General features: G+C 43.8%; 11 protein-coding genes. 6 read left to right on the top strand and 5 right to left on the bottom strand.

The genetic code is table 11. The annotated features are described in order from the left end of the window. The first annotated feature begins 1 nt into the window (after position 1). Positions 2-1,054 carry a pentapeptide repeat-containing protein gene (locus RIG66_RS07685; protein WP_446376762.1) on the top strand — a complete coding sequence of 351 codons (1,053 nt, stop codon included), beginning with the start codon at positions 2-4 and terminating at the stop codon, positions 1,052-1,054. A gap of 158 nt (positions 1,055-1,212) precedes the next feature. Here the strand turns inward: RIG66_RS07685 and RIG66_RS07690 are convergent, their stop codons facing one another. Then, a complete protein-coding gene (locus RIG66_RS07690) occupies positions 1,213-1,422 on the bottom strand; it encodes a hypothetical protein (RefSeq protein WP_446376764.1) in 210 nt (69 codons plus the stop codon). A 400-nt stretch (positions 1,423-1,822) separates the two neighbouring features. Here RIG66_RS07690 and RIG66_RS07695 point away from each other — a divergent pair, with 400 nt between their 5' ends. Together RIG66_RS07695 and RIG66_RS07700 are read left to right on the top strand one after the other, a co-directional pair. Next, entirely contained in the window at positions 1,823-4,549 is a 2,727-nt protein-coding gene (locus RIG66_RS07695; protein ID WP_446376766.1) for a right-handed parallel beta-helix repeat-containing protein, read from the top strand. Positions 4,550-4,720: 171 nt separating this feature from the next. Next, entirely contained in the window at positions 4,721-4,843 is a 123-nt protein-coding gene (locus RIG66_RS07700) for a hypothetical protein (RefSeq protein WP_446376768.1), read from the top strand. Positions 4,844-5,014: 171 nt separating this feature from the next. On the opposite strand, the gene RIG66_RS07705 is transcribed toward RIG66_RS07700, so the two are convergent. Together RIG66_RS07705 and RIG66_RS07710 are read right to left on the bottom strand one after the other, a co-directional pair. Continuing rightward, positions 5,015-5,209 carry a hypothetical protein gene (locus RIG66_RS07705; protein WP_446376770.1) on the bottom strand — a complete coding sequence of 65 codons (195 nt, stop codon included), beginning with the start codon at positions 5,207-5,209 and terminating at the stop codon, positions 5,015-5,017. A gap of 394 nt (positions 5,210-5,603) precedes the next feature. Beyond that, positions 5,604-7,292, bottom strand: coding sequence for a potassium channel family protein (locus tag RIG66_RS07710; RefSeq protein WP_446376772.1), 1,689 nt, complete (start codon positions 7,290-7,292; stop codon positions 5,604-5,606). A 250-nt stretch (positions 7,293-7,542) separates the two neighbouring features. On the opposite strand from RIG66_RS07710, the gene RIG66_RS07715 reads away from it, so the two are divergent. Then, positions 7,543-8,406 (top strand): endonuclease/exonuclease/phosphatase family protein, encoded by an 864-nt coding sequence (locus RIG66_RS07715; protein ID WP_446376774.1) that lies wholly within the window; start codon positions 7,543-7,545, stop codon positions 8,404-8,406. A 119-nt stretch (positions 8,407-8,525) separates the two neighbouring features. Here the strand turns inward: RIG66_RS07715 and RIG66_RS07720 are convergent, their stop codons facing one another. After that, a complete protein-coding gene (locus tag RIG66_RS07720) occupies positions 8,526-9,395 on the bottom strand; it encodes a DUF2382 domain-containing protein (RefSeq protein ID WP_446376776.1) in 870 nt (289 codons plus the stop codon). A 102-nt stretch (positions 9,396-9,497) separates the two neighbouring features. Beyond that, a complete protein-coding gene (locus RIG66_RS07725; RefSeq protein WP_446376778.1) occupies positions 9,498-10,349 on the bottom strand; it encodes a DUF2382 domain-containing protein in 852 nt (283 codons plus the stop codon). 371 nt (positions 10,350-10,720) lie between these two features. Between RIG66_RS07725 and RIG66_RS07730 the strand changes: the two genes are divergently transcribed. Both RIG66_RS07730 and RIG66_RS07735 read left to right on the top strand, forming a co-directional pair. Continuing rightward, a complete protein-coding gene (locus RIG66_RS07730; RefSeq protein ID WP_446376780.1) occupies positions 10,721-11,137 on the top strand; it encodes a thiol-disulfide oxidoreductase DCC family protein in 417 nt (138 codons plus the stop codon). Between the two features lie 231 nt (positions 11,138-11,368). After that, a complete protein-coding gene (locus tag RIG66_RS07735; protein ID WP_446376782.1) occupies positions 11,369-12,220 on the top strand; it encodes a M48 family metallopeptidase in 852 nt (283 codons plus the stop codon). Positions 12,221-12,495: the final 275 nt, after the last annotated feature.

Here is a 12,495-nt window from a genome sequence, read left to right on the forward strand (position 1 = left end):
TATGAAATTAAGTCAATGTTTAACTAAAGCAAAAATTCTGAACTTGCACGAAACTGGAGAACGCAATTTCCCCGGAGTTAATTTGATCAGAGCCGATTTAACTGAAGCAAACCTGAGTCGCATTAATTTGAGTGCTGCCCATTTGCAGCAAGCTAATTTAGCCAAAGCTAAACTGATTGGCGCTCAGCTTAAAGATGCAGATTTAAGTAAGGCTGATCTCAAGAATGCACTATTGATTGAAGCCACGCTTTCCCAAGCCGATCTGACGGCTGCAATTCTCAGGGAAGCAGATTTGAGTGGTGCGATTCTCACGGGCGCTACTCTACTTGATGCGGATCTACGACATGCTACTTTAATTGGCACAAGTCTGATCGATGCCAAAATGAAACGAGCAAAACTGGCAAAGGCAAACTGTACGGGAGCTAGCTTCAGTCGCGCGAGTCTCCAAGCCTCAGACTTGCAGGGAGTCATCTTAAATCGAGCCATTCTTAGCCAAGCAGATTTAAGGGGAGCAAACCTGAGAGGCGCTTGCTTTATTCGAGCCTATTTACATCGGGCAGATTTGCGAGATGCTAATTTAACCGGGGCTGACTTGAGTGATGCGGATCTCAAGGGCGCTGATTTGAGTCATGCTAATTTGTCAAGGGCTGACTTGAGTTGTGCGAATCTGAGTCACGCGAATCTTACGGGGGCTAATCTGACTGGCGCTCACTTGCAAAATGCGAATCTCAGTCTCGCCAATCTCAGTGGATTGCTCCTCAAAAACGCCAATTTGCAGAGCGCCCAACTCAGCAAAGCCAACCTAAACCGAGCTAATTTATATAAAGCCAATTTGTCAGGGGCTAATTTGCTAGAGGCGAACTTAGAACATGCCAACTTAGCTGAGTCGAATCTCCAGCGAGCAGGTTTGCTTTTGGCTTATTTAACGAATGCTAACTTGAGTCATGCCAATCTGAATGGGGCTAACTTAATTGGCGCGAATTTAATGGGAGCGGACTTAAGTGACGCCTCCATAGCCGGAACTATCATGCCCAATGGTAGAATACACTCGTGACATCTTCCTACACCTTACCCTTAGGATCGGTGTAGGCTTCCTTTGTAGCAATTTTACGGATTACGCTTCCGGCTCCTTCACTTCGTTCGAGGACAAGGTTTTATAGGTGGGAACACGCCCAGCCCAACTTTCTGGAATTTATCTATCTCGAACAATCGCTAAACCGATGTAGATTCAAGGATTTCCAGTAATCCATGTCGTATCCCATAAAAAACTCGTTCAATCAGAATTCGTTCATGTTCCTTTAAGCTATCTTTATACAGTAAAGCACATTTTAAAAATTGCTGATCGGAGGGGGTAATGCAGCGATTAATTAAAACCTTAGTCACTAAATCTTCGATATGTGTCTGAGGCAGAGTAACGTTCATTGACTTCACAAATATTAAATGTTCATTTTTGTTGTCATCATTATGAATGATTTTCTAGATCAATTTTGTGATCGTCCTAAAAGATAGTTTGTGATTTTTCTAAAAGGCAAATCGTGATCTGTGATCAGCTTAGGTAGTGATATAGGTCACAAATGGATAAAGATAAAATCTAAAATGGGAAGCTCCTTATGAGAAATTTCCCAGTCATCACTGGCATCTACAAAGTCTGTATTGGTGTTCAAAGTCCCTATATAAAATAGTGGCAGAGTAGATAAATTATAAGATAACCGTATAAAATAGTTTTAAATCTTCTCTTCCTTGTCCCTTGTTCTTACAGACATTCACCAGAATTGAGAAAGGTTCCACCGGAACATCTCTCCTCAATTCTGCCTTTAGACTAATGAAAAACACAAAACTGGGATTAATCAGTGTACTCCTCCTCTCTATCTCTAGCCCACCAATGCTAGCGCAGACAGAGGCGGCATCCGAAACGTCTGATAGCTTAAGAATCCAACCCCGTTTAGGAATTGGACATACGAGTTCTGGTGGTGGATTTGATGGCTTTACCCGCCTAGAGGGATTTGTTCCCCTTTTACAAACTCCAGGTAAAAATCTGACGTTTTTGGAAGGGCGACTCTTCCTGGATAACGATGATGCAAATTTGGGGGGTAATCTGATCCTGGGATATCGTACCTATAGTGCCAGTTCCCATCGAATTTGGGGCGGTTATATGAGTTATGATAACCGCCATACAGGTCACAATACCTTTAATCAATTGGGGTTAGGCATAGAAAGTTTAGGAACTGTTTGGGATTTTCGGGTGAATGGTTATTTACCCATTGGCGATACACGCCAAGGAGTTGGTGATGCTGGAGTTCGAGATATTTTCTTTCGCCGCAATTTCTTGATTTTAGAACAGGGGCAAAACAAAGAAGCCGCCATGGGAGGTTGGGATGCAGAAGTTGGCACAAAACTTGCTCGAATTGGTATAGATGGGGATCTGCGCGGCTATGGGGGATTGTATTGGTATGATGCGGAAGGGAGTTCAGAGATATGGGGATGGCGAGTGAGATTGGAAGCACGTCCTTCTGATAATTTTAAGCTGGGGTTGTCGTTACAAAATGATGATTTATTTGGCACGAATTTAGTGTTTACAGTGGGTGCGACATTTCCCGGAAGTCGTCCCCAAGGGTTAACGGATGATGATAATCAAGGTTTGGCACGATTAGCTGAATCGGTGCAGCGAACGAATGCAATTGTGATTGATCATCAAGATGATTTCCAAGACGTACCAGCGACAAATCCGGAAACAGGGAAACCTTATGTATTTCAGCATGTTGTTTTGGGCGAAATGGGGGGAGAGGGTACGTTTGAAAGTCCCTTTGGTATCGTTGAGAATGGGTTAGATCAAACGGTATCTGATGGCAATGATATTGTTTATGTACAACCCGGAACCAATCCAGGGATTCCGCCGTTTACAATTCCTGATCAAGTGCAGGTGTTATCTACGGGTCCAATTCAGCAATTGGATACTGTAGAACGAGGAATAGTGCAATTACCGCTATCAGGTGCAGGAATACTCCCCACGATTACTCCAGGCGCGGCGGCTTCGGTAACTCTGGGTAATAGAACCACCCTATCTGGCTTTTATATCCCCAATGCGGGTACCTTTGCGATTGAGGGAAGAGAGATTGATACGGTAACGATTCGGGAGAACGCGATCGCGAATTCAACTCAAGTGGGTATAGTGTTACTGGAGACGACAGGAAATGTCACTGTTACCGATAATAGTATTGATACGACAGATGGTTCGGGTAATAGCGGATTTTTTCTTGGAAATACAGCGGGTTCAGTTGATCTAAACCTGGTCAGGAATCAGATTGTCAATACGACAGGCGATGGGATTGGTATTATTCTGTTTAATACTGAGGACAGTACAGTAACACTTTCGGAAAATATACTTACGGGTAATCAAGTTAACGGCATTGGTTTCAGATTAGCTAATGCTGTCAACGTTGACTTTAATATTAATGATAATACAAGTCAAAACAATGGTAGTGCCGGACTTTTCTCTGAGCTATTTAGCAATTCCAATTCAAGCGTCACAATTATCAACAATGAAATTTTAGACAACCAATTTAGTGGAATTTCTATGGCGCTAATAGATAATTCTGAGGGAATAGTCACGATTACTAACAATAATCTTAGGGGTAATCAAGAAGACGGGATTATCATGGGATTATTTGCAGATTCCGCTGAAACGGTTACAGTTTTAGATAATACGCTGTCGGATAATCAGTTTAATGGAATTGTCCTATTTATGCGGGATAATTCTCAAGGGGCATTCACTATTGCCAATAATACTATTTTAAATAATCAAAGGGATGGGATTATCTTCGCATTCTTGGATAATTCCAGTGGAATGGTAATGATTGAGGAAAATACCGTCGCGAGAAATCAGGGGCGGGGAATAACTGTAGACTCTATGGCTGATGCTGAAGGAGAAGTCATTATCCAAAATAACCAGATTTCTGAGAATGAAACGTTAGGGATTGCGGGTTTTATGATCGGGGAGTCAGATTTAGACGTCACGATTGACAACAATGAGATTTTGAATAATGGTCATCATGGTATTGGCGTTAGCATTCAAGAATCTGCCACATTGAGACTGACGATCACTGATAATCGAGTGGATAGGAATGGCTTTCAAGGCATTACACTCAATTTACCGGAACCGGATGGTATTTTTGTGGACGCACTCAATAATGCCACTCTTCAGCTACTACTAGAAAGAAACACAGTAATGGATAATGCTCGTTTTGGTGCGTTGATATTAGCAGAAGATCAGTCGGAACTTTTCGCGGGTGTCCGATTTAATACATTTACAGGAAACCCAGGTGTTCTTGACAATGCCAATGGTTTTGTAGTACAAACGGGATCACTGACAAATCTTGAGCCGGAATCGACTATCTGTTTAGATTTGAGTAATAATACCAGCGAGAATGGTTTCTCTCTAAATTACATCGATCTTGACAGTACATTTAAAGCCGATACAACGGCAAATAATGGCACAATTTTGATACCACAATTGCCGGTTGAGCCGCTAGGGAATTGTCTGGTTCCGTAGTGGCGTGGTACACCTAATTTGGGGTTGCTGAATAAGTGTTGTGGGGGGGTAGGGAGCAGGGGAAGCAGAGAAAGCAGGGGGAGGAGAGGAAGCAATGATACATTTTCCCTGATAGCGGTGCAAGGGTATGAAAAGGTTTGACCCTATTTCCGTGAAGATGAGCAAATTTCTATGCTACTCAAAGCCTTGCTAACTAAGGGTTTTGCCGATCTCAAACTGCAAATTTTCAGTGCCATTCATTTTAGCTGTGTCACACCAGTCGGGTGGTTAAGCTGTTCGGCATTTAAACCTTAATATCAATAATGGGGAAATCCTTGTAGTGCGAGCATCTTGCTCGCTACTAATACCCAATTTAAATGCATGACAGCTTAAGACGCCTAACAAATTATAGAGACGTAGCCAGCTACGTCTCTACCAGTTTTATTCGTTTAGGCTGTTTCCAAATCTAGCCAATCCGGAAAACTATTAACGAGAGTCGGTTCCTTGGTTCGGATCGCCTTCTACACGCTTGTTTTCACCTTGGGCTTCCGGAATGGTTGCTGGATCTTTCTTAGAAGCTTGCTCTTCGGCTTGGGGATCTTTAGACTCCATACCTGTTGTTCTAGCTCCCGCAGCCGTTGTAGTTTGTTTACCTTTAGATGTTATGTCTTCTTGTGGCATAATTACATTCTTAATTTCGACGTTACGACCAATCTTAAACAACTCGGAGAGAATTTTCCTCTTCCTAAAATAGGATTTTGATTTATCTATCTCTCTATCTAAAGAATTAGTACGCTGACGCTATGGTGCTTGTGGAGTGGTTTGGTACACCTAAATGGATGCATGAGCTGGGTTCATAAGTTCGTAGTCAGGGCTTTAGCCTTAGATTCAGGAGGCTTTTCTGCCTGATCAATAGGCTTATAGAAAAATCCATAAACCTGCCTATACACATCGGCTGGGGCGGGTTTAGTCACATCTGTTGTCAGATAAGAAAAGATAATAGTAAAACCCGCCCCTACACAAGCGCCATACCCTCTTTCCACAGTGAAGGGTCAAAATTCCACCTTCCCCAGATTCAACTCGCCAATAACTGAGAGGGGGTGACTCGCCACAATTGTTCTAATTGTGACGCTGGCATGGTCAAGTATAAAACATCACCTGCCGCTAACGCTGTTTCCAATAAATCTCGACCGTGAAGCTTTTGATGTCGGGTTTCAATGTATAGAGGAACAAACTCAATATCCAGGGTTAAATCTCTCACCCTCTGTCCACAGAATGGATGCTTTAGCGTAATCGTTGTTGCTAACGCTACCCAAAGCGTATCCCCGGTCATACCATTGCCTAAAATACGCCCCCCTAAGGCGGCGGCGGCAAAAGCAGGTGTGGCTAATTCTGTGGGGCTGAGTACCACTTCAAAATTAAACACTTGCTGCACCCCTCGGGCAAATTGAGGGTCATGATTTCGCACCACGACGGGTAAATTGGGGGTTAAGGCTTTGGCACTTAAACTAATTTCGACATTGGTCATGTCGCTACTGGTTACCGCTAATAAAGCTTCCGCTGTATGGATATTCGCCGCTTTTAAATTAGTTGCCAAACTTGCATCACCGATAATCACCGGGACTCCTAAAGAACGGGCAACACCAAGAAATCGATTGTGGGTATCGGGTTCAATCACAACCACGTCATAGCCATGACTATGCAGTTGATTCATGATCTGGACACCAATACCCCCCAAGCCACAAACAATATAATGATGGCGACTGGGAACACGGGCAGCATCTAAAAATTGACTAAAACGAGTACCTAAAATAAAATCGTTGAGTAGGGCGTAACAAATCCCAATTACACCCGCCCCAACTAACATCATCACCGCCGTAAAAACTTTGATACTGTCGGGGGCTAATTCTGCCACTTCTTCTTTTCCCCCCGCCCCGGTAATCATACCCACGGAAAAATAGAGGGCGTCCACAATTGAGGTATTCAACTGCACACTAACATAGGTGAGTGTAGCGATAAAAATGGTCAGCAGTAGGGCAAGAGTTCCGGCGAGAATGGGTTGACCATGGTGCTGAAACTGTTTCAGGTTCGTGAGAATCTTGAACAGTCGGCGTAGCCACAACCCTCGACGGCTGCGGACATTGGGTTGAGTGCCAACAATCAAGCGATCGCCCGGTTGTAATGTTTGTTCTTGCACAACGGCAGACACTAAACTCACCTGCCCTTTCCAGGGTTGATAGTAGATCAACATCCGCGATCGATCGTCCCACAACTCACTCAACTGACGTCCATTCCAGGGATGAGAGTCATGGATGTATTCTTCGTGAATGGGCCACGTTTGATTGAATAGTCGCAGTTGCCCAATCGCTTGATTCCCCATCGCAGCAAAGGCAAACACCGGGGCGGCTAATGCGGCGACACTGAGACTGACATGATTGGGCAAAATCTGATCCAAGCGATCGCCTAAGCTGTTGTTAAATAGCCGACTAATAATCCGAATCCGAGGATTAAGGACTCGGGCTTGGGTGAGAATAGCCAGATTCAAGGCATCATCGCTAGAGGTGATGACTAGGGTTTGCGCCTCCTGAATTCCAGCGGCGAGTAGGGTGGCGGCTGCGCGAAAATCGCCGATAATCAGATCCTGGCAGTTACCCGGAACCAGGCGATCGCTAATTCCGACAACAGAGGCTCCCTGTTGCTTTAATAATGAGAAAATTTGATAGCCAGTGCGACCCAAGCCACAAACGATGATTCGGGGTTTCATGAATTTGTCTTATCCACAGACAGAGTTTTGCCTGGTCGTGTTTTGAACACCTATTTTCCTACAGATTTACCGCGACCATTGTAACCGAAGACACCAAGACTAGCAGAAATCTGGAAAAAAGTGATCCGGGTTGATCATTTATCCGGCAAATAGGGTGGCTTTTTTTGCGGTTATCAGCAGCAATCCCTGTTTATTGACGAAAGGAAATCCTTACTCTTAAACTTAATAGTAATTAACTAGAAAACAGTTTATGACCAAGCCTCCGATTCCTCCAGACCTACAAAAACTCAATCCTCAGAGGTTTAATCCCGAAAAACAAGCTTGGACTCAATCAACCGATGTTGTCAGTGACACAAATATCAGTGAACTAACACTGGTCACCTATAATATCTGGTTTTCCGACTATCATCGCCAACAACGCCACGAGGCTATACTGAAGCTTATTCAAGACTGTGATGCTGACGCGATCGCGTTGCAAGAGGTTACGCCAACCTCTCTTAAACTAATTTTAGAACAAGACTGGGTTAGAAAGAATTACTATAGTTCCGACACCACCGGAGAAACGGTGAATCCTTATGGCGTTCTCCTGCTGTCTAAGTTTCCCATTCATCAGTTATTTTTCTGCGATCTGATTAGCCAAATGAGTCGCAAATTTCTCTGTGCTGAATTGCGGCTTAATGGACAAAATTTTAATATTGCTACGGTTCATTTAGAAAGCAAGAAGAAATTTGCATCCATTCGCGCCATACAACTTGCTGATATCTTTCCCCTATTGGAACAGTCCGATCATGCTGTACTCATGGGAGACTTTAATTTTTGTTCCTCTTGGGAAGAGGAAAACCGTAATCTTGACCCTCGCTATCAAGATCTGTGGGCAGTTCTTAGAGAGAATGAACCAGGTTATACAGAAGATACGGATATTAATATCATGCGGTTACAGCAAAAACAGAAACATAAAAAAGTCCGCTTTGACCGCATCTTACTCCGTTCTGCTTCCCAAAGTTGGCAGCCAGAATCCATTGAACGCCTGGGATTAAAACCTATTTCCCCTGATTGTCCTAATGTTTTCCCATCTGACCATTTTGGTTTAGTGGGTCATCTAATAAGTAGGTAGACACAATAAAAGTTAAAGGCAGAGATCGTCATTTGTCTTATGTCTTATGTCTTATGTCTTATGTCATTTGCTCCCTTATCTTCCCTATCTTCCTCATCTCCCCCAGCTTCCCCTGCTTTCTATTTACTTCCACGACAGCGATCAAACATTTGTTGGTACGTTTTCTGAAGCTCTGGATTGTCCACCACTAGCTCTACACGCACGTTAACACAGCCGTGATTATCTTGCAGCGCGATCGCGGCTAAAAGATCGCTGGCTGCTTTAGGCGAAACAAATTCACCGTTGACAGTAGTCGTTGTCGGTAGACTCGTCTCTACACTATCGGCAACACCTGTAACTTTCCCCTTCCCTAAATCAATTTCTGCCAGTTGTTTTGGTTCTTCACCAACTTGTTCAACAATTAATTTTTCCCGCCGTACAGGAACTTCTACCACACGGGTTTCAATTTCTTTGCGAACCACAACTTCACCGACTTTCTGCTTACTGCGGTTAACGACTAACTTTTCTTCTAGTAAGCGAATCATGTCTTCTTCGACTATTTCTGATGTCTGATCAGACGGTTCGAGATCACTATTCACTCTCTCTTCAGCATCCATAGCTTTTTCTGAATTAACAACACTTGTAGAGGTTACTGACGAGTGAGATAAGTCCTCGGAAGGCTTTGCTGTTGGGGTTTCCCTTTTTTGATATACAGGCAAGTATTCAAGTTCCGCTGGTGATAGGTCAACAATTACAATTCTATTGTCTGGGTCAATTGTCTGAATGTGCTGGCGACTGAGGAGAAACCAGGAAGATTCAGCGTTTGTCCATTGGGCAGACATCACCATATAAAGCCGATGATTTTTTTCGACACAGAAATCCTCAACCCGCCCTAGGACTTTACCTTTTTGATTCACGATAGTAAAGAACGTGAATTTTTCTCTAAATCGATCTAATAGTTGTTTTATTTTACCCTTTGTATAACTGCTTTTAGGTTCTTCTTGGATCATAGCTTACTTCTCCAACTTACTAAACGTAGGGTGGGCAATGCCCACCCCCGTATCCACCAATTTATTTAGTTCAATCGGTGAAATTCAATCGCTTTCAGAATTCTACCGACGACCCTTGACGACAGGATTGCCATCTACATCAACTTCTAATTCTTCGCGGCGAACCGTTTCTTTTGCATCTACGGTGTCACGCTCAACTTCTTTCTTGACACCAACTTCTTCCCGGACAAAGGCTTTCTTATCGATATTCGCTGCTTCTTCATGAACTTCCACACGAGCAACTTCACCGTCGTGGAAGTCAGCACTACCTGGTTGAACTTCGCGGGCTGCGGAAGGTGTATTACGCTCAATGACCACCCGTTCTTTTTCTACAGGAACTGATACCTGAGCTGTTTCAGATTCTACGTGCTTACCTATAGCAACTTCACCGCTCTTGTAACGGTCTTTGTTGGCAATTAGTTTCTCTTCATACAGCTTGAGATTTTTATGATCCTGCTCAGTAGTGGCATAGAGTTCAGGCTCATGATCATAAGTGTAGGTGTCGCGATTATAGGTTGTCGCTTGAGCCGATGTTGATGCCGTCGAGCGATTAGTCGCCATGGGTCGGTAGACGTTGCGGACTCGTTCTTCGTAGTCGTAGTCGATGCTCATGTTGTCATGGTATTCCGGTAAGCTTTCGGCTTGGGCTTTGGTCATACCAATCACATAAACCCGATGACGATCATAGTCCATCCGGGCATAACCTACAGGTAACAAGACATTTTTACCAAAGATCCAGAAGCCTGTATCAATGACTAGATACCGGAAACGACCATTTTCATCCAGAAGAGCATCATGAACTTCACCGATTTTCTCTTCTCGATCAGAGTAGACACTATATCCTTTAATGTCATCGCCACCGAAAATCTGTTCTTTATAGTTGGGGTAAAACTTGTCTATTTTGATGAGATTCATAGAATAGTCTCCGTGTTTCTTTTTCTTTATGCTTCGAGAGTTTAACTCTCGCAATCTACTTTTAGATTACAGAAAAAAAGCTTTTTGTGAATCCATCAAAAGACATAAACGAAACTAGGTTGGTGATTTTTTTTACACTGATACTGTGATTTGCTGGGATTTAGAATATTTGTACTGATTGACCGACTTTCTTCTACGCAAATCCCTTAAGTTTAATAATATCCCCTTAGGTTACAGGATTTAATCAAATAGAACATATAAATGTCCGTAACTTAACACGATAAATTATCTTTTTTATCCTCCTATAGGAATAGATTAAATTAGGTATAGTAAATAAAGATAACTCATAAGGAGTGCGATTAACCCCTTTGATGCAATATCACGTTATTTACGACGGCAACTGCAATCTTTGTGTCACGTTAGTGCAGCTTCTGGAAAATCTGGATCAAGGACAGCAGTTTGATTACATTCCCATGCAGGATGAAGCCACCTGTGAAACCTTTGGTATTACCCCCCAAGACTGTGAAATGGGGATGATTCTCATTGATGGGGCGTCCCCGGAACGTCGGTGGCAAGGGAGTGAGGCGGCTGAGGAAATTGGGCGTCTGTTGCCTATGGGCGAGGTGTTCGTCTCAGCATATCGGGCAATGCCTGGAATGAAATGGCTAGGCGATCGCACATATCAACAGGTTCGTGATCATCGATATAGTTGGTTTGGCAAGCGATCGAGTACCTACAATTCAGCTTATCCTCTGGGATGTCAGGATAACCAAAATTGCCAGATGTAATGGGAATGTGGCTGGTAAGTAGGTAGACACAATAAAAGCTAACGCCTGTAGGGGCAACTGCTTAGTCTAATTAACAACACCAGTCCACTCAATGTACTCGGATCGCCGATCGCCCTCTCCTCACCCTCCTGTACCAGAAAGTGTTTCTTGAGAGCCAATGGCAACTTATACCCTATAAGTAGCGTCTATTGTTTGAGTGCCTGAACTGTAGCTATTTTAATTTTATGTACCATGATTAATCCTTTCTTCTTCTGGTCTCATCGTCACCGTCGTCGTTTATTATATCCGTTTGTGTCAGCGATCTTGGCGTTTAGCCTGATCGTGGGTACACCTCAGGTGAGTCAAGCAATTCCCTGGCTGGATCTGCTTTTCCGAGGGGTCCAGATTATCCAACTTTCCAATATTTCTGAGCGCCAGGAAGTCGAGATCGGGCAGCAGATCAATCAGCAGTTGGTAAGAAACCAGATCCAACTCTATCGCAATTCCAGTGTCAACCGCTACATTGATCAGATTGGTCAGCGATTGGCAAAAGAAACTCAACGCTCTAATATTCCCTATACGTTTCAGGTGGTTAAGGATGACAGCATTAATGCCTTCGCGACTACGGGGGGTTTTATTTATCTCAACACCGGTTTGATTGAAGCGGCGGACAATGAGGCTCAACTGGCGAGTGTGATTGCCCATGAAATCGGGCATATCGAAGAAGAACACATGATTGAACAAATGCGCCAGACAGCGATCGCCAGGGGAGTAGCCGTTGCCGCAGGTCTAGATCGCAATACCTTAGTCAATATTGGCGTGGACTTGGCGCTGCGGTTACCCAATAGTCGTGAAGATGAATTGGAGGCGGATCAAGTTGGGTTAGACATCCTCAAAAAAGCAGGCTACGCACCGTCAGCCATTGTAAATTTCATGGAAAAACTCCAGAAGAAAAGCGGTTCCGTCCCCTCTTTCCTCAGCACTCATCCAGGCGTTGACGATCGCATTAACGCATTGAATCAGGCGATTGATCCGGCTGAAGCTACTGTCGGTGATGGTTTGGATGAAAGTGCCTATAAAGCCAAAATTCGTCCCCTGCTATAGTGCTATGTGCTATCCCTGATATCTTCCTCAGCTTCCCCAGCTTCCAGACGTTCCACCGGAACGTCTCTACAACCCCAGCTTCCCCAGCTCCCCCAACTTCCCCATATTCCACTAGGAACGGAGTACAGAACGACATAAACTACCCAGACCTGCTATCGCTCTCGGTCTGGGTTTTCAGTAGCCCTGAAGTCATCAAACAAGCTAAGCTGAACATATTCAATAGTTCGATTTAACTTGCACGACAACCCCGTGCCTCCAGGCTGGTTTATAGACAG

It is taken from the genome of Coleofasciculus sp. E2-BRE-01 (assembly GCF_040221695.1).
Classification (GTDB): Bacteria; Cyanobacteriota; Cyanobacteriia; order Cyanobacteriales; family Coleofasciculaceae; genus Coleofasciculus.

Coding starts and splice junctions, on each gene's coding strand:
- RIG66_RS07715 (WP_446376774.1), top strand. CDS start 7,543: ATGACCAAGCCTCCGATTCCTCCAGACCTACAAAAACTCAATCCTCAG.
- RIG66_RS07705 (WP_446376770.1), bottom strand. CDS start 5,209: ATGCCACAAGAAGACATAACATCTAAAGGTAAACAAACTACAACGGCT.
- RIG66_RS07720 (WP_446376776.1), bottom strand. CDS start 9,395: ATGATCCAAGAAGAACCTAAAAGCAGTTATACAAAGGGTAAAATAAAA.
- RIG66_RS07735 (WP_446376782.1), top strand. CDS start 11,369: ATGATTAATCCTTTCTTCTTCTGGTCTCATCGTCACCGTCGTCGTTTA.
- RIG66_RS07695 (WP_446376766.1), top strand. CDS start 1,823: ATGAAAAACACAAAACTGGGATTAATCAGTGTACTCCTCCTCTCTATC.
- RIG66_RS07685 (WP_446376762.1), top strand. CDS start 2: ATGAAATTAAGTCAATGTTTAACTAAAGCAAAAATTCTGAACTTGCAC.
- RIG66_RS07730 (WP_446376780.1), top strand. CDS start 10,721: ATGCAATATCACGTTATTTACGACGGCAACTGCAATCTTTGTGTCACG.
- RIG66_RS07710 (WP_446376772.1), bottom strand. CDS start 7,292: ATGAAACCCCGAATCATCGTTTGTGGCTTGGGTCGCACTGGCTATCAA.
- RIG66_RS07725 (WP_446376778.1), bottom strand. CDS start 10,349: ATGAATCTCATCAAAATAGACAAGTTTTACCCCAACTATAAAGAACAG.
- RIG66_RS07690 (WP_446376764.1), bottom strand. CDS start 1,422: ATGAACGTTACTCTGCCTCAGACACATATCGAAGATTTAGTGACTAAG.
- RIG66_RS07700 (WP_446376768.1), top strand. CDS start 4,721: ATGCTACTCAAAGCCTTGCTAACTAAGGGTTTTGCCGATCTCAAACTG.